The organism is Pantoea sp. ABR1s (assembly GCF_057812235.1).
Genome location: NZ_CM173823.1, coordinates 190,039 through 210,480, shown reverse-complemented (window position 1 = coordinate 210,480; position 20,442 = coordinate 190,039). Strand labels below are relative to the sequence as shown.

The following is a 20,442-nucleotide window of genomic DNA, read 5'->3' as shown; positions in this document are numbered from 1 at the left end:
TAGGGTGGCGGAACGGACGGGGCTCGAACCCGCGACCCCCTGCGTGACAGGCAGGTATTCTAACCAACTGAACTACCGCTCCACCGATTCTTTCACAGCTGTCAGCAACTGGCTGATGGCCGTCTGTTCCTGTTATTTTCCTTGTCAGGGGAAAAGGAACGAATTTGATGCCTGGCAGTTCCCTACTCTCGCATGGGGAGACCCCACACTACCATCGGCGCTACGGCGTTTCACTTCTGAGTTCGGCATGGGGTCAGGTGGGACCACCGCGCTAAAGCCGCCAGGCAAATTCTTTGTGCTCTGTCCTGTGTCTTTTGTGCTGATGCTGCGTTGGCCGCCCTCGCGCTACTCCGTCACATACTTCAGTATGCTCCTTCGTATCGCTCGGTTGCCGCCTTGCCTCAGCGCAAAATCCTTCGGACTTCAGTCCGCAGGACACAACTGTATCCGGTTAACAAGCTGAAAACCTGTCTCTCAAAAACGCCTCTGGCGTTGTAAGGTTAAGCCTCACGGGTCATTAGTACCGGTTAGCTCAACGCATCGCTGCGCTTACACACCCGGCCTATCAACGTCGTAGTCTTCAACGTCCCTTCAGGACTCTCAAGGAGTCAGGGAGAACTCATCTCGGGGCAAGTTTCGTGCTTAGATGCTTTCAGCACTTATCTTTTCCGCACTTAGCTACCGGGCAATGCCATTGGCATGACAACCCGAACACCAGTGGTGCGTTCACTCCGGTCCTCTCGTACTAGGAGCAACCCCCCTCAATTCTCCAGCGCCCACGGCAGATAGGGACCGAACTGTCTCACGACGTTCTAAACCCAGCTCGCGTACCACTTTAAACGGCGAACAGCCGTACCCTTGGGACCTACTTCAGCCCCAGGATGTGATGAGCCGACATCGAGGTGCCAAACACCGCCGTCGATATGAACTCTTGGGCGGTATCAGCCTGTTATCCCCGGAGTACCTTTTATCCGTTGAGCGATGGCCCTTCCATTCAGAACCACCGGATCACTATGACCTGCTTTCGCACCTGCTCGAGCCGTCACTCTCGCAGTCAAGCCAGCTTATGCCATTGCACTAACCTCACGATGTCCGACCGTGATTAGCTGACCTTCGTGCTCCTCCGTTACTCTTTAGGAGGAGACCGCCCCAGTCAAACTACCCACCAGACACTGTCCGCAGCCCGGATCACGGGCCTACGTTAGAACATCAAACATTAAAGGGTGGTATTTCAAGGTTGGCTCCACGCAGACTGGCGTCCGCGCTTCAAAGCCTCCCACCTATCCTACACATCAAGGCTCAATGTTCAGTGTCAAGCTGTAGTAAAGGTTCACGGGGTCTTTCCGTCTTGCCGCGGGTACACTGCATCTTCACAGCGAGTTCAATTTCACTGAGTCTCGGGTGGAGACAGCCTGGCCATCATTACGCCATTCGTGCAGGTCGGAACTTACCCGACAAGGAATTTCGCTACCTTAGGACCGTTATAGTTACGGCCGCCGTTTACCGGGGCTTCGATCAAGAGCTTCTCCTTGCGGATAACCCCATCAATTAACCTTCCGGCACCGGGCAGGCGTCACACCGTATACGTCCACTTTCGTGTTTGCACAGTGCTGTGTTTTTAATAAACAGTTGCAGCCAGCTGGTATCTTCGACTGGCTTCGGCTCGGGGAGCAGGTCCCTCCACCTACGCGCCAGCGTGCCTTCTCCCGAAGTTACGGCACCATTTTGCCTAGTTCCTTCACCCGAGTTCTCTCAAGCGCCTTGGTATTCTCTACCTGACCACCTGTGTCGGTTTGGGGTACGATTCTGTGTTACCTGATGCTTAGAGGCTTTTCCTGGAAGCTGGGCATTTATCACTTCAGCACCGTAGTGCCTCGTCGTCACGCCTCAGCGTTAATAAGCGTCCGGATTTACCTGGACACTCCGCCTACACGCTTAAACCGGGACAACCGTCGCCCGGCTGATATAGCCTTCTCCGTCCCCCCTTCGCAGTAACACCGAGTACAGGAATATTAACCTGTTTCCCATCGACTACGCCTTTCGGCCTCGCCTTAGGGGTCGACTCACCCTGCTCCGATTAACGTTGAACAGGAACCCTTGGTCTTCCGGCGAGCGGGCTTTTCACCCGCTTTATCGTTACTTATGTCAGCATTCGCACTTCTGATACCTCCAGCATGCCTCACAGCACACCTTCGACGGCTTACAGAACGCTCCCCTACCCAACAACGCATAAGCGTCGCTGCCGCAGCTTCGGTGCATGGTTTAGCCCCGTTACATCTTCCGCGCAGGCCGACTCGACCAGTGAGCTATTACGCTTTCTTTAAATGATGGCTGCTTCTAAGCCAACATCCTGGCTGTCTGTGCCTTCCCACATCGTTTCCCACTTAACCATGACTTTGGGACCTTAGCTGGCGGTCTGGGTTGTTTCCCTCTTCACGACGGACGTTAGCACCCGCCGTGTGTCTCCCGTGATAACATTCTTCGGTATTCGCAGTTTGCATCGGGTTGGTAAGCCGGGATGGCCCCCTAGCCGAAACAGTGCTCTACCCCCGAAGATGAGTTCACGAGGCGCTACCTAAATAGCTTTCGGGGAGAACCAGCTATCTCCCGGTTTGATTGGCCTTTCACCCCCAGCCACAGGTCATCCGCTAATTTTTCAACATTAGTCGGTTCGGTCCTCCAGTTAGTGTTACCCAACCTTCAACCTGCCCATGGCTAGATCACCGGGTTTCGGGTCTATACCCTGCAACTTAACGCCCAGTTAAGACTCGGTTTCCCTGCGGCTCCCCTATACGGTTAACCTTGCTACAGAATATAAGTCGCTGACCCATTATACAAAAGGTACGCAGTCACCCCCATAAAGAAGGCTCCCACTGCTTGTACGTACACGGTTTCAGGTTCTGTTTCACTCCCCTCGCCGGGGTTCTTTTCGCCTTTCCCTCACGGTACTGGTTCACTATCGGTCAGTCAGGAGTATTTAGCCTTGGAGGATGGTCCCCCCATATTCAGACAGGATACCACGTGTCCCGCCTTACTCATCGAGCTCACAGCATGTGTGTTTTTGTGTACGGGAGTATCACCCTGTACCCTGCGACTTTCCAGACGCTTCCACTAACACACAAGCTGATTCAGGCTCTGGGCTGCTCCCCGTTCGCTCGCCGCTACTGGGGGAATCTCGGTTGATTTCTTTTCCTCGGGGTACTTAGATGTTTCAGTTCCCCCGGTTCGCCTTGCAGCACTATGTATTCATGCTGCAATGATGCACAGAGTGCACCGGGTTTCCCCATTCGGACATCGACGGCTGTAGCGGTTCATATCACCTTACCGTCGCTTTACGCAGATTAGCACGTCCTTCATCGCCTCTGACTGCCTGGGCATCCACCGTGTACGCTTAGTCGCTTAACCTCACAACCCACAGGCGTTTTACAACGCTGCGAATTGCAAGCATTTGAGAGACTCGAACGCATCGCCTTGTCATTCCTTATTACGGAGGAATGACGCGCTGCGTCGTTTCAATTTTCAGCTTGTTCCGGATTGTTAAAGAGCATAATACGTCGCAGCACACCGTCGCCGGTATGCTCTGAGGTATTTCAGAAAAAAACAGATAAACGGTATGGTGGAGCTAAGCGGGATCGAACCGCTGACCTCCTGCGTGCAAGGCAGGCGCTCTCCCAGCTGAGCTATAGCCCCATACAGTTACTGCAGAGACCACTACTACCACTCAACCGAGTACACTTCGTGAGAAATGTAATTCGTGCTCAGGCAAGGCATGTTTCCGCGAAGCATAGTGAACTATGCGAGCCGGAGACATAACGCAGCGTGAGTGCGAATTTGGTAGGCCTGAGTGGACTTGAACCACCGACCTCACCCTTATCAGGGGTGCGCTCTAACCACCTGAGCTACAAGCCTGTAGAGGTTTTTTCTGCTCGTTACTTTTTATCAGACAATCTGTGTGGACACTGCGCGGGAAGGTATCTTCAGGTAAGGAGGTGATCCAACCGCAGGTTCCCCTACGGTTACCTTGTTACGACTTCACCCCAGTCATGAATCACAAAGTGGTAAGCGCCCTCCCGAAGGTTAAGCTACCTACTTCTTTTGCAACCCACTCCCATGGTGTGACGGGCGGTGTGTACAAGGCCCGGGAACGTATTCACCGTGGCATTCTGATCCACGATTACTAGCGATTCCGACTTCACGGAGTCGAGTTGCAGACTCCGATCCGGACTACGACGCACTTTGTGAGGTCCGCTTGCTCTCGCGAGGTCGCTTCTCTTTGTATGCGCCATTGTAGCACGTGTGTAGCCCTACTCGTAAGGGCCATGATGACTTGACGTCATCCCCACCTTCCTCCGGTTTATCACCGGCAGTCTCCTTTGAGTTCCCGACCGAATCGCTGGCAACAAAGGATAAGGGTTGCGCTCGTTGCGGGACTTAACCCAACATTTCACAACACGAGCTGACGACAGCCATGCAGCACCTGTCTCACGGTTCCCGAAGGCACTAAGGCATCTCTGCCAAATTCCGTGGATGTCAAGAGTAGGTAAGGTTCTTCGCGTTGCATCGAATTAAACCACATGCTCCACCGCTTGTGCGGGCCCCCGTCAATTCATTTGAGTTTTAACCTTGCGGCCGTACTCCCCAGGCGGTCGACTTAACGCGTTAGCTCCGGAAGCCACTCCTCAAGGGAACAACCTCCAAGTCGACATCGTTTACGGCGTGGACTACCAGGGTATCTAATCCTGTTTGCTCCCCACGCTTTCGCACCTGAGCGTCAGTCTTTGTCCAGGGGGCCGCCTTCGCCACCGGTATTCCTCCAGATCTCTACGCATTTCACCGCTACACCTGGAATTCTACCCCCCTCTACAAGACTCAAGCCTGCCAGTTTCAAATGCAGTTCCCAGGTTAAGCCCGGGGATTTCACATCTGACTTAACAGACCGCCTGCGTGCGCTTTACGCCCAGTAATTCCGATTAACGCTTGCACCCTCCGTATTACCGCGGCTGCTGGCACGGAGTTAGCCGGTGCTTCTTCTGCGGGTAACGTCAATCGATAAGGTTATTAACCCCATCGCCTTCCTCCCCGCTGAAAGTACTTTACAACCCGAAGGCCTTCTTCATACACGCGGCATGGCTGCATCAGGCTTGCGCCCATTGTGCAATATTCCCCACTGCTGCCTCCCGTAGGAGTCTGGACCGTGTCTCAGTTCCAGTGTGGCTGGTCATCCTCTCAGACCAGCTAGGGATCGTCGCCTAGGTGGGCCATTACCCCGCCTACTAGCTAATCCCATCTGGGTTCATCCGATAGTGAGAGGCCCGAAGGTCCCCCTCTTTGGTCTTGCGACGTTATGCGGTATTAGCCACCGTTTCCAGTGGTTATCCCCCTCTACCGGGCAGATCCCCAGACATTACTCACCCGTCCGCCACTCGTCACCCGAGAGCAAGCTCTCTGTGCTACCGTCCGACTTGCATGTGTTAGGCCTGCCGCCAGCGTTCAATCTGAGCCATGATCAAACTCTTCAATTTAAGTTTGATTTGCTTAAACAAGTTAAGCGGTGCTCATCTGTAAAACGTCATAATGAATTTCATTATGTGTTCACTCGTGAGGCTTGATATTTTTTACGTCCGGAGACGCTGATATCAATCCTGCGAGTGCCCACACAGATTGTCTGATAAATTGTTAAAGAGCATGCCGCGATTTACTGCGGCGCGGGCTGCGTATATTACGCTTTCCGCATTGTCAGTCAAGCATTTATTTTCGCTTAACTCACTGGTTCGTATGATTTCGAACCTACTCAACCCGGCGCTTCGTAAGCCGTTGTGCCGTGTCAGTGGAGGCGCATTATAGGGAGTTCTCGGAGGGTGACAAGTGCTAATTTCAAATAAAATTCCGAGTGCTGATTTTTTCAGCTAAAAGCCGCTAAAGCGCCAGTTTTTCCAGCAACGGGAAGCCATAACGCCGTAAAACGGGTGATAATTGTACCGCTTCGCCATCCAGCTCCGTACAAAATGCAACGTTCTGCTGCGATGAATGCACTTCAGGTGCTTCATGCTCCAGCAGCCAGGCTGTACGTCGTGCAATTGCCGCACCGGAATCAATCAGACGCGTCCCTTCCGGTAACACCTGCTGCAACTCTTCGCGCAGTAAAGGAAAGTGCGTACAGCCTAAAACGACCGTGTCCGGTGGTTCCGCCATCCGCAGCCACGGCTGAACAATACGGCGCACCTCATCCAGAGCAACTTCCGCACCATGGAGCTTCGCTTCTGCCAGTTCAACCAGCTCCGCTGATCCCAGCATCTCTATCTTGCAGGAACCGGCAAACTGCGACACCAGCTCATGGGTATAAGGACGGCGCACCGTGGCACGCGTCGCCAGCAAGCCCACTACGCCATTTCGCGTCAGGCGCGCGGCCGGTTTAATCGCCGGAACCACCCCCACGACAGGAAAGGCAAAACGTTCACGTAAAGCGGGCAATGAAACGGTACTGGCCGTATTACAGGCGATGATGACTAACGAGAGAGGATAGCTGCGGGTAATGGCCTCAACGATAGCGACCACCCGATCCACAATGAAGGTCTCGCTTTTCTCACCGTAAGGGAAGCCAGCGTTATCGAAGGCGTAGAGATAATGGAGATCCGGCAACAGCTGACGGACCTCATCATAGACAGAAAGCCCACCGACGCCGGAATCAAACACCAGCACGGTGGGACGCAAATCAGAAGTTATAGCTGCCGCTGAGGTAATACTCTCGTCCTGGTGTCTGATAGCCATACACTGTCTCGTAATCTTTATCGAACAGGTTGGCAATTCTACCACGAACCGTGAGTTGTGAAGTGACAGGATATGAGACGGCGAGATCCCACAGGCTGACGCCACCTAACTTCACGCGACGGCTGGGAGAGCTGTTAAAGTCCGTATCATAACGGTCACCCAGATAATGGTAGGTGACTGACCAGTCAAACTCATACAGCGTCCAGTCGAGCTGATATTTCACCTGCTGCTTAGCCCGGCGTACGAGCGGCTGATCGGTGCTGCCATCCCGTGCGTCGACATAATCATAAGAGAGCTGATGCGCCAGCGGCCCGGTGTCGAATCCTGCGGTCGCTTCAACGCCTTTAATGCGGGCCTGCTTAATGTTGTAGTAACGGAAAGTCGCCGGATCACTATCAATCAGATTATCGATGTCGTTGCGATAGCCCGAAATACGCCAGTTCACCGGTCCGCTCAGCCCTTCAAAGCCGCCTTCCCACTGCTTACTTTTTTCAGGATCGAGGTCGCGATTGCCATAAACCGGGCTGTAAACCTGCGACAGATTAGGTGCTTTAAAAGCGGTGCCATAAGAGGCGAACGCGCGGTAGCCGGAGATAAACTCCCATGAGGCCGCCGTCTGCCAGGTGTTATGCCAGCCAAACTGATTGTTGTCGTCACCGCGTACCGCACCTTCAAGGGTGACGCTGCCAAACTGCTGCTGGCCGGTCAGGTAGAGACCGGTATTACGCTGCTCATAACTATCTGACAAAGTGTTCGTGCCCGGCTCGGTCGTCTCTTTCTGCCAGTCGACACCCGCGCTGATCGCCCCTTGCCCCACCTGCACGGTGTTGCCCCACTGCAGATTGTACTGGGTGACATCATCAAAGGTGGACGCGGCACCGTAGCGACCATTGCGCGGATCGTAGTTGATGTCTTTGGTATGGCCATAACTGGCGATGAGCTGGGTAGAGTAGAAGTCACGATTGAAGCGTAACCCGGTGTCCCAGGTCTGGCTGTAGAGCTGGCGGGTATCCGCCAGCCCGATAATATTGAAATTATTATCGTAGGTGTATGAACCGTCGTAGGCGGTGCGGTTATCAAACCCGTAGCCGCGCACAAAACCACTGAGCTCATCGCTGAACTGATGCTCAAGGTTGCCATACAGGGTTTTGCTCATGAAGCCGTCGCGATCGTGCTGCGCCGGGCTAAAGTCATTGGGATAACCCGCCACCACGTCATACCCTTTGGTATAGGTGTAGTTGCCTGCCAGGGTGAGCTTTGTCGCATCGCCCAGCATCTGCTGGGTTGAGCCGTCGTAGGATTGATAGCCGTTGGACCCGACACCCGCCGTCAGCGTGGTGCCCGGTTGCGATCGGCCCGTAATGATATTCACCACGCCGCCAATCGCATCGGAACCGTAGACTGCAGAACGCGCGCCGCGAATATATTCGATGCGCTGCACCAGTGACAGCGGGATCTGGCTGAGGTCAGACGAACCAGTGATGCCCGCCTGATTAAGCCGGATACCATCAATCAGGATCAGTACATGTCTCGATTCGGTGCCCCGAATAAACAGCGAACTCTGCTGCCCTAACCCGCCACTTTGCGCAACATCGACACCCGGCAGGCGGCGCATCACATCCGTCAGGCTTTTGGCCTGCCAGCGATCAATCTCATCACGTGTGACAACGGTGGTGGGTGCCAGCACACCTGAAACAGGTTCAGCAAAACGGTTGGCGGTGACTATTTGCGTATCATCATTCCCCTGAGCAAAACCGTATTGCGCCCAGAGAGAAATCGCCGTTGCGCTCAGAGCGAACAGCGAAGCAGTTTTTTTTGTCATTTTTATCGCATCCATAAGACGAAGCAGGATGCCGCAGGCCGACAATCAATAGCACGCGATGATTGTACGAGTAGCGACGTTACACCGGCAGGTCTTCGGGCTGGGAACCATAAGTGATGATGACTTCCCATCCCACAGGACAGTGTCTGCAATTGCACTCATCACGACATTCCTTACCGCTGCGCGTCAGCTCCAGATTCACACTGGATTCCCTATTAACTCGGGCTTGAGGCCGGCGTCTGCAGTCTACGGAGTGGAGATACGGAAGTCCAGACTGCCAAACATCTTCTCGCTGCGGGACTGGACATCAGCAAGTGAATGCCTACAATCGCCCGCTGGTAAGCTATTAATCAGGATTGCTCATGACACCCGAACATCTCCCCATTGAAGACTATGACGCACAGCTGGCGGAAAAAGTCAGTCGTTTAGAAACGATGATGACACCGTTTGCTGCGCCCGACGTGGAGGTGTTCCGTTCACCGGTCAGCCACTATCGGATGCGCGCCGAATTCCGCCTGTGGCACGACGGCGATGATATCTATCACATCATCTTTGATCAGCAGACACGCGAGCGGATCCGTGTTGATCAGTTCCCGGCGGCCAGCATGCTGATCAATCAGCTGATGCCAAAGATGATCGCCGCGATCCGTGATAACCGTACCCTGCGTCATAAACTGTTCCAGATCGACTATCTGTCGACCCTGAGCAATCAGATTGTGATTTCGCTGCTCTATCACCGCAAACTGGATGATGAGTGGCAGCAGGCAGCCGTGGCGCTGCGTGACCAGCTTCGCGCGGAAGGGCTGGATGTGCAGTTGATTGGTCGCGCCACCAAAACCAAAATCTGTCTGGATCGCGACTACGTTGATGAGTGTCTGCCGGTAGCGGGTCGCGAGATTATCTATCGTCAGGTCGAAAACAGTTTTACCCAGCCTAATGCGGCGATGAATATTCAGATGCTGGAGTGGGCGCTGGATGTGACGCAGGATTCACAGGGCGACCTGCTGGAACTCTACTGCGGTAATGGCAACTTCTCGCTGGCGCTGGCACGCAATTTCCGCCGCGTTCTGGCGACTGAGATCGCCAAGCCCTCTGTTGCGTCAGCACAATACAATATTGCCGTGAACCAGATTGATAACGTGCAGATCATTCGTATGGCGGCGGAAGAGTTTACCCAGGCGATGAATGGCGTGCGCAGCTTTAATCGTCTGGAAGGAATTGACCTGACCAGCTACGAATGCGAGACGATTTTTGTCGATCCGCCGCGCAGCGGACTGGATGAAGAGACGGTGAAAATGGTGCAGGCGTATCCGCGCATCCTTTATATCTCCTGCAATCCGCAGACCCTCAGCGACAATCTGCAGACGCTGGCGGAAACGCACGATGTGACGCGGCTGGCGCTGTTTGATCAGTTCCCCTATACCCACCATATGGAATGCGGTGTCCTGCTGACACGTAAAGCGTAAACAAAAACGGGAACCCTGAGGTTCCCGTTTTTTTTATCACTACTGATTACGCTTGCGCTTAAAACGCGTCGCAATCCAGAACACCAGCGCTACCATCAGAACGGTGGGAACGAAGTTGGAGCCAATATCCGGGTATTCTGCCCGCACCAGCGCGCTATAAACCAGAATCCCCAGCAGGAAAAACGCCGCTGCCAGTCCTGGCATGCCGTCCGGCATATTGGTGTTGAGGTAACGCTGATGCAGACACCAGGCCGCCAGACCCAGCGCAATCAGCGGAAAAATCGAAAATGGAACAAAGGCGCTGAACAGCACAGAAAACGAGCCGTTAATTGCTAAGCCGGTAATAAAAGCCAGTACCAGTGTGCTTTTATCGCGAGTACCTGGGTGGGTCATGGACTGATCCTTACTCATTGCTCTTCGGGTTTTTCCAGGGTGGCCGCCAGTCGCTCTTGCTCCCGGCGGTACCAGTAATAAGCGCCTTTGGCGATCATACGCAGCTGTAACACCAGCCGATCCTCAAGCTTACGTCGCTGCTCAGCATCAACATCCAGTGCTTCTGCACCGGCGCTGAAAACAATGGTCACCATCGCTTCAGCCTGCGCTTCGGTAAAACTGCGCGGCATGCGATTTTCGACCTCAAGATAATCGGCCAGTTCAGCGATAAAGTGCTGAATTTCACGCGCCACGGCGGCACGAAAAGCGGCAGAGGTGCCGGAACGTTCACGCAGTAACAGGCGGAAAGCGTTGGGATTGTTGCCGATAAACTCCATAAAGGTCGACACCGACGTTTTAATGATGCTGCCGCCTTTGGCAATACGCTGGCGCGCCTGGCGCATCAGCTGTCGCAACATCAGCCCGCTTTCATCTACCATCGTCAGGCCAAGCTCATCAACATCCTTGAAATGACGATAAAAGGAGGTAGGTGCAATCCCTGCTTCACGGGCAACCTCCCGCAAACTCAGACTGGCAAAACTGCGCTCGGCGCTGAGCTGACTGAAGGCGGCTTCAATCAGTGTACGTCGTGTACGTTCTTTTTGTTGCGCTCTGACGCCCATTCTCTCTGCCTTTAGCGGTGTTAAGCAGGCACTATAACAAAATTTTCAGCGTACAGATTGGCAATCTTTGTCACCGCCTGTGAACCTCACTCTTTGTCAAAATGTGATGAAAATCGCTGATAGAATTCAGAAGTGCGCGACGAGATGTTAGAATCTCGTTGTAAAAATGTATAAATAATAGGACGTATCGGTATGCAAAAGTCTTACGATTACGATGCCATTGTGATTGGCTCAGGGCCCGGCGGTGAAGGGGCGGCGATGGGGCTGGTAAAACAGGGAGCGCGCATCGCCGTGATCGAACGCTACCACAACATCGGCGGCGGTTGTACGCACTGGGGCACCATCCCTTCTAAAGCCCTTCGCCACGCCGTCAGTCGCATTATTGAATTCAACCAAAATCCGCTCTACAGCGATCATACCCGACTGCTTCGCTCCTCTTTTGCCGACATTCTCAATCACACTGAAAACGTGATCAGCCAGCAGACAGCCATGCGTCAGGGCTTCTACGAGCGTAACCGTTGTGAACTTTATCAGGGCGATGCGCATTTTGTTGATGCCAACACCATTGAGATTGAGCAACCGGATGGCACGCGTGAGACGCTGACGGCAGAGAAGTTTGTTATCGCCTGTGGTTCACGACCTTACCATCCTGACAATGTCGACTTTACCCATCCACGCGTTTATGACTCCGACTCTATTCTCAATCTGCACCACGAACCAGGCCACGTCATTATTTATGGCGCGGGCGTGATTGGCTGTGAATATGCGTCGATTTTCCGTGGTCTGAACGTCAAAGTTGACCTGATTAACACCCGCGATCGCCTGCTGGCGTTTCTTGATCAGGAGATGTCTGACTCTCTCTCTTACCACTTCTGGAACAGCGGCGTGGTGATTCGTCACAACGAAGAGTTTGAGAAGATCGAAGGTGTGGAAGATGGCGTCATCATGCATCTGAAGTCGGGTAAGAAAGTGAAAGCCGACTGTCTGCTTTACGCCAACGGCCGTACCGGCAACACCGATTCGCTGTCGCTGGAAAATGTGGGCCTGGAAGCGGATGGTCGTGGCCTGCTGAAAGTGAACAGCATGTATCAGACGGCTCAGCCGCACATTTATGCCGTCGGAGACGTGATTGGCTATCCAAGCCTGGCCTCAGCCGCCTACGATCAGGGCCGTATTGCCGCTCAGGCGATTATCAAAGGGGAAGCGTCAGCGCACCTGATTGAAGATATCCCAACCGGGATTTACACCATTCCGGAAATCAGCTCCGTGGGTAAAACCGAGCAGCAGCTGACGGCAATGAAGGTGCCTTACGAAGTGGGCCGCGCGCAGTTCAAACATCTGGCGCGAGCGCAGATCGTTGGCATGAACGTTGGCAGCCTGAAGATTCTGTTCCATCGGGAAACCAAAGAGATTCTGGGAATTCACTGCTTTGGTGAACGTGCCGCCGAGATTATTCACATCGGTCAGGCGATCATGGAGCAGAAAAACGGTGGCAACACGATTGAGTACTTCGTGAATACCACCTTTAACTATCCGACCATGGCCGAAGCCTATCGCGTTGCAGCGTTAAACGGCTTAAACCGCCTGTTTTAACGCAGCGTCGAAATAGTGCTGCATGTGGGTTTTAATCGCCTCTGCCAGCTGTTCATAACGGCTGCGCAGAGGTGAACCCGGACGATAGACCAGCGCAATTGTACGCTGTGGCACCGGTTTGTAGCAGGTGAGATAGCAGACGCCATCGCGGATACGCTCCGGTGGGACTGCCAGCGCCGGTAGCAACGTAATCCCGCTGCCTGCCGCCACCATATTGCGCAGCGTCTCAAGACTGGTCGCGCGGAAATGGGTATCTTCATCGGCACCCGCCTCAAAGCAGAACCCCATCGCCTGGTCACGCAGACAGTGCCCATCTTCCAGCATCAGCAATTTCTCGCCTGCCAGATCGGACATAGGTACCCGGTCGCGATCGCACCAGGGATGATCGGCATAGACTGCCAGCTTCATCGGCTCATCAAACAACGGCACTTCGATAAAGGCCTGGCTCTCTTTGACCAGCGCGATAATCGCGCAGTCCAGCTTGCCGCTATCGAGCTGTGCCAGCAGTTGCTGCGTCTGCGCTTCGTGCAGATACATCTCCAGTTTCGGGAATGTCTGGTGCAGCGTCGGGATAATCTGTGGCAATAAGTAGGGCGCGGTAGTCGGGATGAGGCCGATATGCAGCGGACCTGACATCGCTTCCCCTTGCTGACTGGCCATCTCTTTCAGCACTTTCACTTCACGCAGCACCGTACGCGCCTGATCCACCAGCAGCAAACCTGCCTGGGTGAACAGCACTTTACGGCTGGTGCGCTCCAGCAGCATCACACCCAGCTCATCTTCCAGCTTACGGATCTGCCCGCTTAACGTCGGCTGACTGACATGACACGCATCCGCGGCACGGCGGAAATGACGGTGTTCAGCAAGCGAAACCAGATATTCAAGATCACGAATATTCATTATTACCCTCCAAGCCACGATAGACCGTGGCGATAGATAGAATAGCAATGAACGATTGGCCCTATCAAGGGTGGTTGGGAATAATGCGCACATCAAATGGAACGCGGTATGTCAGGAGAAAAAAATGTTTGCAAGTCAGGAAGGTAAAGCTATTCCGTCAGTGACTTTTCACACACGTCAGGGCGATCGCTGGGTCGATGTCACCACTGAAGCGCTGTTTAAAGACAAAACGGTCATCGTTTTTTCACTGCCGGGCGCATTCACACCGACCTGCTCCTCCAGCCATCTGCCGCGTTACAACGAATTAGCGGGTCTGTTTGCCCAGCAGGGTGTGGACAGCATTCTGTGCGTCTCGGTGAATGACACGTTTGTGATGAACGCCTGGAAAGCAGAACAGCGCGCAGACAACATTACCTTTATCCCTGATGGCAACGGCGAGTTTACCCGCGGCATGGAGATGCTGGTTGAGAAAGCCGATCTCGGCTTTGGCCCACGTTCATGGCGCTACTCGATGCTGGTGCGTAACGGCGTGGTAGAGAAAATGTTTGTTGAGCCCAACAAGCCGGGCGACCCATTTGAGGTCTCTGATGCCGACACCATGCTGCGCTATCTGGCGCCCGAGTGTAAAGCTCAGGAGTCGGTCTCAATCTTCACTAAACCTGGCTGCACCTTCTGCACCCAGGCAAAACAGATGCTGATGGATCATGGTATTCAGTACGAAGAGATCGTGCTGGGACAGGATGCAACAACCGTGAGTCTGCGCGCCGTTTCAGGCCGGGCGACGGTACCGCAGATCTTCATGGGAGGTCGTCACATTGGCGGCAGTGAGGATCTGCAGCAATATCTGCTGTCAGCGTAAGAGAATCTGAGCGTCGGCCGGGAGAGCAGGCGCTTTGATGATGTGCCTATAAAAATGAGTAATTCTGAAGCTAGAGGTTGGCGGGCATTTAATGTGCCCGCTTTTTTTTACCTGTTAATTACGCCAGACGCTGCTTTGCGTAACCGATGGCACGCGCAACCTGCTGTGGCGAGACGCCGCCCTGCGCATTACGCTTATCCAGACAGGATTGCAGCGCCAGAATGGGATAGACATCCTCGCCAATCACCGCACTGAACTGCTGCAGCTGTGCCAGCGACAGCGCTTCCAGCGCCACGCCCTGCCCGATGGCGGCAACCACTACTTCCCCGACGATATGGTGTGCTTCACGGAACGGCACGCCTTTGGCGACCAGATAGTCAGCCAGTTCAGTGGAGTTTGCGTAACCCTGTTCAGCCGCTTCCTGGCAGCGCGGGCGTTTAACCTGCAGGCCATCCAGCACCAGAACTGACATATGCAGACAGTCGAGCCAGGTGTCGAGCGCGTCAAACAGCCCCTCTTTGTCTTCCTGCATATCTTTGTTGTAGGCCAGCGGCAGACCTTTCAGCGTCATCATCATGCCGGTCAGCGCGCCCTGCACCCGGCCACACTTGCCGCGAATCAGCTCCAGCGCATCCGGATTTTTCTTCTGCGGCATCAGCGATGAGCCGGAGGTCACTTTATCTGACAGTTCGATAAAGCCCGCTTCACCCGTGTTGAAGAAGATCATATCTTCGGCGAAGCGCGACAGATGCACCATGCCGATGGCAGCGTCAGAAAGCAGCTCCAGCACGTGATCGCGGTCTGATACGGTATCCAGACTGTTGCGCGTGGCAGAAGCAAAGCCCAGCCAGCCTGCCAGCTGCTGACGATCGATCTCATACGCGGTACCGGCCAGTGCGCCACAGCCCAGCGGGCTGACATCGAGCCGCTTCAGCGTATCCTGCAGACGGCTCTCGTCACGCGCCAGCATTTCAACGTAGGCCAGGCACCAGTGCGCAAACGTCACCGGCTGCGCACGCTGCAGATGCGTGTAGCCCGGCATCACCGCATCCTGATTGGCTTCAGCGGTGACCACCAGCGCCTGCTGCAGATCTCGGGTGGCACCCAGCAGCGCCTCAATCTGCACCTTGCACCACAGCTTAAGATCGGTCGCGACCTGATCGTTACGGCTACGTCCGGTGTGCAGTTTTTTGCCCAGCGCGCCCACCTTGTCGATCAGCTGGCCTTCAACCCAGCTGTGGATATCTTCGGCGTCACTCTGCAGAATCTGCTCAGGATCCTCACGGACTTCATCCAGTAACGTATTCAGGGCCGCTTCCAGCTGCTGCTGCTCATCCTGAGTCAGGACATTTACCGTCACCAGCGCTTTGGACCAGGCAACAGAGCCAATGATGTCCTGCTCTGCCAGGCGGTAATCGAAGCGCAGCGAGTCATTGAACTGTTTAAAACGTTGATCCGCTGCCTGAGTAAACCGTCCACCCCAAAGTGCCATGTGAAAACTCCTCTGAATCGTTAAACAAGGGGCGGCATAAATGCCGCCCCTGAAATGAAACTGTGAGGCGAGGCGCACCTCGCCTGAAAATTACTTCTTCTGCTCGTTCAGGGCGCGGATACGCGAAGAGAGCGAGAACAGACGGATAAAGCCGCCCGCATGACGGTGATCGTACACTTCATCTTCACCGAAGGTGGCGAACTCTTCCGAGTAGAGGCTGTTCGCGGAACGCTTCTGGGTGGCTGTCGCCTGGCCTTTGTAGAGCTGCAGCACCACTTCACCGTTAACCTCTTCCGCCAGCGATTCGGCAGCGGCCTGAATCGACTTACGCAGCGGGGCGAACCAGCGGCCGTCATAAACCACATAGGACATCTCGTGGCCGAGCTGCTCACGCCATTTGAAGCTATCGCGATCCAGCACCAGCTGCTCAACCGCACGCAGCGCATTGACCATGATGGTGCCGCCAGGGGTTTCGTAGCAGCCGCGGGATTTAATCCCTACCAGACGGTTTTCAACGATATCAATACGGCCGACGCCATGTTTTGCGCCCAGCACGTTAAGTTTTTCCAGGCACTGGAACGGACTCAGTTTTTCGCCGTTAACCGCCACGACCCGACCTTTTTCAACGGTTACAGTCACTTCTTCAGGCTGGTCAGGCGCTTCAAGCGGATCGACAGTCCAGACCCAGCAATCTTTATTCGGTGCATTGGCCGGGCTTTCCAGCACGCCACCTTCGGTGGAGATGTGCCAGGCGTTTTCGTCGCGGCTGTAGATTTTCTCCAGTGACGCGGTGGTCGGAATGTTGCGCTCTTTCAGGTAGTCCAGCAGCGCTTCACGTGAACGCAGGTTCCATTCACGCCACGGAGCCACCACTTTCAGCTGCGGTGCCAGCGCGGTGTAGGTGGTTTCGAAACGCACCTGGTCATTCCCTTTACCGGTAGCGCCGTGACACAGCGCATCCGCACCCACTTTCAGCGCCAGCTCAACCTGTGCTTTAGCGATGATAGGACGCGCCATTGAAGTGCCCAGCAGATAAGTGCCTTCATAGAGGGCGCCAGTCTGCAGCACCGGATAGACATAGTCGCTGATGAACTCTTCACGCAGGTCAACCACGTGGCATTCAGATGCGCCGGACTGCAGGGCTTTCTTCTCTACACCTTCCAGATCGCCGCGCTCCTGACCGATATCTGCGACAAAAGCGACGACTTCACAGCCGCCGTAGTTCTCTTTCAGCCATGGAATGATGGCCGAAGTATCAAGACCACCGGAGTAAGCCAGAACGATTTTTTTGATGTTTTGCGTTTGCATTTCGTAATCCTTGAATCAGAGTCGTTAAGCGAGAATCCGGGTGCCAATCGACACGCCGTTAAACAGGTCAGGCAGCCGCTCAGCGTGACGCCAGCTGGCAATATCCACCGGGCGGCCCAGGGTACGCGCTGCATCAAGCGCAGCGTGCACTTTCACAATCATGCCGTCGGTAATAATGCCCTGGGTAATCAGCTGCTCAGCTTTGTCGGCGGTCATCTCTTCGATGCGCTGACCTTTGCCGTCGAGAATACCACTGACGTCTGACAACAGGACCAGATCAGCGCCCAGCGTCGAGGCCAGTGCGGTCGCCGCCTGGTCAGCGTTGACGTTCATCAGGTCGCCGCTGTCAGTTATACCAATTGAGCTCACCACCGGCATATAACCGGCCGCCAGCAGGGTGTTCAGTAATGCCGGATCGCCCGGCATTGCGTGGCCAACGTGGCCGAGTTCTTCATCAAACGGTGTGACATTCACGATGCCCGCATCGCCCAGGCAGAGGCCTACCGCGTTGATGCCCGATTTTTTTGCCCAGGCCAGCAGCGTTTTATTCGCGGTACCCGCCAGCGCACCGGTAATAATGTCGATCTGATCGGCTGGCGTGACACGCAGGCCATTTTTCTTCTTCACCGGCAGCGCCAGCTTTTTCATCAGTTCATCCACCAGGCAACCGCCGCCGTGGACAATAATCAGCGGACGCTGATGGGCGCTGCGGTAGGTCAGCAGCGCTTCAAACAGGCGGGCCAGCGCTTCTTCGCTGTCTAACAACACACCGCCCAGCTTGATAATCAATGGATTGGTCATGGTATATTTGTCCGTTAAATCAGTGACTGCGTTTCAGGGAAGCCGAACCGGATGTTCAGGCACTGTACCGCCTGCGATGCCGCGCCTTTCAGCAGATTATCTTCGGCTGCCACGACAATCAGATGCTCGCCCTGCACTTCAAAACCGATATCGCAGTAAGGCAGACCTACAACGGCTTTCAGCGCCGGTACGCCCTGCTCGTAGAACCGCACCAGTGGCTTGTTGTCATAGGCGCGATGAAAAACGGCGGCGATATCTTCACGGCTGACACCTGCTTTCAGACGGCAGGTAATCGTCGCCAGGATACCGCGCGGGAAGTTACCCAGATGCGGAGTGAAGATCACCGGCGTACCGAGGTGTGCGACGATTTCCGGGTGATGACGATGATTGAACAGACCATAAGGCTGCAGGCTCACTTCGCAGAAGCTGGTGCCGACATTGGCTTTACGTCCAGCACCGCTCACGCCGCTGGTGGCGTTGATTACCGGCCACTGCGCCTCGTTTAACAGTCCGGCATCCACCAGGGGCTTCAGCGCCAGCTGCGCAGCGGTCGGATAGCAACCTGGCACAGCCACCAGCTGCGCCTGCTGGATTTTCTCATGCTGATATTCGGCAAGGCCGTAAACGGCTTTGTCCAGCCAGTCTCCATGCTGATGGGTGAAGCCATAAAAGCGGGTATAAAAATCAGCGTCATTCACGCGGAACGCACCCGACAGGTCGAACACCACACAACCAGCCTTGAGAAATTCCGGCGCCAGATCGTGGCTGACTTCGTGGGCCGTCGCCAGGAACACCACATCCACCTTGTCTGCCCACTCGGCCGCGCTGCTCAGCGGCTGCAGCGGCAAATCCACCACACCTTTCAGCTGCGGATGGAGATCGGAGAGGCGCTTGCCGGCATCAGGGCTTTGCGCCGAAACCGCCAAAGCGGTTATGTTGATATGTGGATGGCGATTCAGGAAGGTGGCAAGCTCAACACCAGCATAACCACTGGCACCAACGATCAGCGTATTCAACATCAGGCTGTAACCCTTTTTACAGTCGCACGTTCCGGGTCGCGGCCTTGCCCCGTTACCCGCCCTGTCATCTGCAGTGATTTAAGGTTCCCTTGCAGAGGACGTTAATGTATTTTTATTCACTATTACTGCATGAATATGGATACATCCTAACCCAAGGACCGCCAACAGTGAAGACAAAATTACCGCCTTTTATTGAACTGTACCGCCAGTTAATCGCCACACCGTCGATTAGCGCAACCGATGCCGCACTGGATCAGAGTAATGAAACTTTAATCAATTTGCTGGCCGGCTGGTTCCGCGACCTCGGCTTCAGCGTTGAAGTGCAGCCGGTGCCCGGCACCCGCAATAAATTTAATATGCTGGCGCGTACCGGAAGCGGTGCGGGCGGCCTGCTGCTAGCAGGTCATACCGATACCGTTCCTTTTGACGATGGCCGCTGGACACGCGATCCCTTTACCCTGACCGAGCACGACAACAAGCTCTATGGCCTGGGCACGGCAGACATGAAAGGCTTCTTCGCCTTTATTCTCGATACGCTGCGCGATGTGGATGTCAGCACGCTGAGCAAGCCGCTCTATATCCTCGCTACGGCCGATGAAGAGACCACCATGGCTGGCGCCAAATATTTTTCTGAATCGACGCAGCTGCGTCCCGACTGCGCCATCATCGGTGAACCAACCTCACTTAAACCGGTACGTGCGCACAAAGGTCACCTGTCGAATGTGATCCGTATCGAGGGAAAATCGGGCCACTCCAGCGATCCCGCGCGTGGCGTTAACGCCATTGAACTGATGCATGAGTCGATCACCCATCTGAAGCAACTGCGCAATACGCTGCAGGAGCGTTATCACCATGACGGCTTTGCCATTCCCTATCCCACCATGAATTTTGGCCATATTCATGGCGGTGACGCCGCTAACCGTATCTGTGCCTGCTGTGAACTGCATATGGATATCCGTCCGCTGCCGGGTCTGTCGCTGAACGATCTCGATGGGCTACTGAACGAGGCGCTGGCACCGGTCAGTGCGCGCTGGCCGGGCCGTGTCACGGTTGCCGAGTTGCATCCGCCGATTCCTGGCTACGAGTGTCCGGCAGATCATGAACTGGTCAGTGTGGTCGAGAAATTGCTGGGTATACCCACTGAGGTGGTGAACTACTGCACCGAAGCGCCTTTTATTCAGCAGCTCTGCCCAACGCTGGTACTGGGCCCGGGGTCGATTGAGCAGGCACATCAGCCAGACGAATTTATTGATACTGCATTTATTAAGCCGACAAGGGCGCTTATCACTCAGGTTGTGCAGCATTTTTGCCACTGATTAACAGCAAATGGGGCATTTCACTGCATTAACAGTAAAATGC

13 protein-coding genes, 3 tRNA genes, 3 rRNA genes and 1 riboswitch are annotated in these 20,442 nt (G+C 54.7%); of the genes, 4 read left to right on the top strand and 15 right to left on the bottom strand.

The annotated features are described in order from the left end of the window. Positions 1-5 precede the first annotated feature (5 nt). The 8 genes from ACXKZD_RS00985 to btuB all read right to left on the bottom strand — a co-directional run bounded on the left by ACXKZD_RS00985 (position 6) and on the right by btuB (position 8,590). A tRNA-Asp gene (locus ACXKZD_RS00985) sits at positions 6-82 on the bottom strand. 87 nt (positions 83-169) lie between these two features. Beyond that, positions 170-285: ribosomal RNA gene (gene rrf / locus ACXKZD_RS00980) — 5S ribosomal RNA — on the bottom strand. 211 nt (positions 286-496) lie between these two features. Continuing rightward, positions 497-3,405 (bottom strand): 23S ribosomal RNA (locus ACXKZD_RS00975). Between the two features lie 209 nt (positions 3,406-3,614). Then, positions 3,615-3,690: transfer RNA gene (locus tag ACXKZD_RS00970), tRNA-Ala, on the bottom strand. A gap of 142 nt (positions 3,691-3,832) precedes the next feature. Beyond that, a tRNA-Ile gene (locus ACXKZD_RS00965) sits at positions 3,833-3,909 on the bottom strand. A 73-nt stretch (positions 3,910-3,982) separates the two neighbouring features. After that, positions 3,983-5,522: ribosomal RNA gene (locus tag ACXKZD_RS00960) — 16S ribosomal RNA — on the bottom strand. Together the 16S, 23S and 5S rRNA genes with 3 tRNA genes alongside form the textbook arrangement of a ribosomal RNA operon. 394 nt (positions 5,523-5,916) lie before the next feature. Then, complete coding sequence (gene murI, locus ACXKZD_RS00955) at positions 5,917-6,768, bottom strand: glutamate racemase (protein WP_029519711.1); 852 nt, start codon at positions 6,766-6,768, stop codon at positions 5,917-5,919. Next, positions 6,713-8,590, bottom strand: a complete 1,878-nt coding sequence (gene btuB / locus ACXKZD_RS00950) for a TonB-dependent vitamin B12 receptor BtuB (RefSeq protein WP_488981815.1) — start codon at positions 8,588-8,590, stop codon at positions 6,713-6,715. The genes murI and btuB overlap by 56 nt, the downstream gene beginning before the upstream one ends. Before the next feature lie 69 nt (positions 8,591-8,659). Beyond that, positions 8,660-8,842, bottom strand: a riboswitch (cobalamin riboswitch). Positions 8,843-8,952: 110 nt separating this feature from the next. Between btuB and trmA the strand changes: the two genes are divergently transcribed. Then, on the top strand, positions 8,953-10,056 hold the full coding sequence (gene trmA / locus ACXKZD_RS00945) for a tRNA (uridine(54)-C5)-methyltransferase TrmA (protein WP_033759184.1): 1,104 nt from the start codon (positions 8,953-8,955) through the stop codon (positions 10,054-10,056). 39 nt (positions 10,057-10,095) lie between these two features. Here trmA and ACXKZD_RS00940 read toward each other — a convergent pair whose 3' ends face one another. Together ACXKZD_RS00940 and fabR are read right to left on the bottom strand one after the other, a co-directional pair. Beyond that, positions 10,096-10,449: a YijD family membrane protein gene (locus tag ACXKZD_RS00940; RefSeq protein ID WP_010258126.1), complete on the bottom strand. Its 354-nt coding sequence runs from the start codon at positions 10,447-10,449 to the stop codon at positions 10,096-10,098. Between the two features lie 14 nt (positions 10,450-10,463). Continuing rightward, positions 10,464-11,111, bottom strand: a complete 648-nt coding sequence (fabR, locus tag ACXKZD_RS00935) for an HTH-type transcriptional repressor FabR (RefSeq protein WP_010258128.1) — start codon at positions 11,109-11,111, stop codon at positions 10,464-10,466. Between the two features lie 192 nt (positions 11,112-11,303). Between fabR and sthA the strand changes: the two genes are divergently transcribed. Further along, positions 11,304-12,704, top strand: a complete 1,401-nt coding sequence (gene sthA, locus ACXKZD_RS00930) for a Si-specific NAD(P)(+) transhydrogenase (RefSeq protein WP_010258130.1) — start codon at positions 11,304-11,306, stop codon at positions 12,702-12,704. On the opposite strand, the gene oxyR is transcribed toward sthA, so the two are convergent. Then, positions 12,687-13,604 carry a DNA-binding transcriptional regulator OxyR gene (gene oxyR, locus ACXKZD_RS00925; protein WP_010258132.1) on the bottom strand — a complete coding sequence of 306 codons (918 nt, stop codon included), beginning with the start codon at positions 13,602-13,604 and terminating at the stop codon, positions 12,687-12,689. The two genes, sthA and oxyR, sit on opposite strands and share 18 nt — an antisense overlap. 124 nt (positions 13,605-13,728) lie before the next feature. Between oxyR and ACXKZD_RS00920 the strand changes: the two genes are divergently transcribed. Then, on the top strand, positions 13,729-14,463 hold the full coding sequence (locus ACXKZD_RS00920; protein ID WP_010672060.1) for a glutathione peroxidase: 735 nt from the start codon (positions 13,729-13,731) through the stop codon (positions 14,461-14,463). A 118-nt stretch (positions 14,464-14,581) separates the two neighbouring features. Here the strand turns inward: ACXKZD_RS00920 and argH are convergent, their stop codons facing one another. The 4 genes from argH to argC form a co-directional block, all read right to left on the bottom strand. Further along, on the bottom strand, positions 14,582-15,955 hold the full coding sequence (argH, locus tag ACXKZD_RS00915) for an argininosuccinate lyase (protein ID WP_488981814.1): 1,374 nt from the start codon (positions 15,953-15,955) through the stop codon (positions 14,582-14,584). 90 nt (positions 15,956-16,045) lie between these two features. Beyond that, the gene (locus tag ACXKZD_RS00910) at positions 16,046-17,263 is read right to left on the bottom strand and encodes an argininosuccinate synthase (protein WP_022624925.1); all 1,218 of its coding nucleotides are present in this window, start codon (positions 17,261-17,263) and stop codon (positions 16,046-16,048) included. Positions 17,264-17,287: 24 nt separating this feature from the next. After that, positions 17,288-18,064, bottom strand: coding sequence for an acetylglutamate kinase (gene argB, locus ACXKZD_RS00905; protein WP_010258140.1), 777 nt, complete (start codon positions 18,062-18,064; stop codon positions 17,288-17,290). A gap of 14 nt (positions 18,065-18,078) precedes the next feature. Next, the gene (gene argC / locus ACXKZD_RS00900; RefSeq protein WP_277973037.1) at positions 18,079-19,083 is read right to left on the bottom strand and encodes an N-acetyl-gamma-glutamyl-phosphate reductase; all 1,005 of its coding nucleotides are present in this window, start codon (positions 19,081-19,083) and stop codon (positions 18,079-18,081) included. Between the two features lie 167 nt (positions 19,084-19,250). On the opposite strand from argC, the gene argE reads away from it, so the two are divergent. Next, entirely contained in the window at positions 19,251-20,399 is a 1,149-nt protein-coding gene (gene argE / locus ACXKZD_RS00895) for an acetylornithine deacetylase (RefSeq protein WP_191920657.1), read from the top strand. The last annotated feature ends 43 nt before the right edge of the window (positions 20,400-20,442 follow it).

Excerpts from the sequence above, each read along its gene's own strand:
- ACXKZD_RS00940 (WP_010258126.1), bottom strand. The coding sequence starts at position 10,449 with ATGACCCACCCAGGTACTCGCGATAAAAGCACACTGGTACTGGCTTTT.
- murI (WP_029519711.1), bottom strand. The coding sequence starts at position 6,768 with ATGGCTATCAGACACCAGGACGAGAGTATTACCTCAGCGGCAGCTATA.
- ACXKZD_RS00920 (WP_010672060.1), top strand. The coding sequence starts at position 13,729 with ATGTTTGCAAGTCAGGAAGGTAAAGCTATTCCGTCAGTGACTTTTCAC.
- btuB (WP_488981815.1), bottom strand. The coding sequence starts at position 8,590 with ATGACAAAAAAAACTGCTTCGCTGTTCGCTCTGAGCGCAACGGCGATT.
- argC (WP_277973037.1), bottom strand. The coding sequence starts at position 19,083 with ATGTTGAATACGCTGATCGTTGGTGCCAGTGGTTATGCTGGTGTTGAG.
- fabR (WP_010258128.1), bottom strand. The coding sequence starts at position 11,111 with ATGGGCGTCAGAGCGCAACAAAAAGAACGTACACGACGTACACTGATT.
- sthA (WP_010258130.1), top strand. The coding sequence starts at position 11,304 with ATGCAAAAGTCTTACGATTACGATGCCATTGTGATTGGCTCAGGGCCC.
- oxyR (WP_010258132.1), bottom strand. The coding sequence starts at position 13,604 with ATGAATATTCGTGATCTTGAATATCTGGTTTCGCTTGCTGAACACCGT.
- argH (WP_488981814.1), bottom strand. The coding sequence starts at position 15,955 with ATGGCACTTTGGGGTGGACGGTTTACTCAGGCAGCGGATCAACGTTTT.
- argB (WP_010258140.1), bottom strand. The coding sequence starts at position 18,064 with ATGACCAATCCATTGATTATCAAGCTGGGCGGTGTGTTGTTAGACAGC.
- trmA (WP_033759184.1), top strand. The coding sequence starts at position 8,953 with ATGACACCCGAACATCTCCCCATTGAAGACTATGACGCACAGCTGGCG.
- ACXKZD_RS00910 (WP_022624925.1), bottom strand. The coding sequence starts at position 17,263 with ATGCAAACGCAAAACATCAAAAAAATCGTTCTGGCTTACTCCGGTGGT.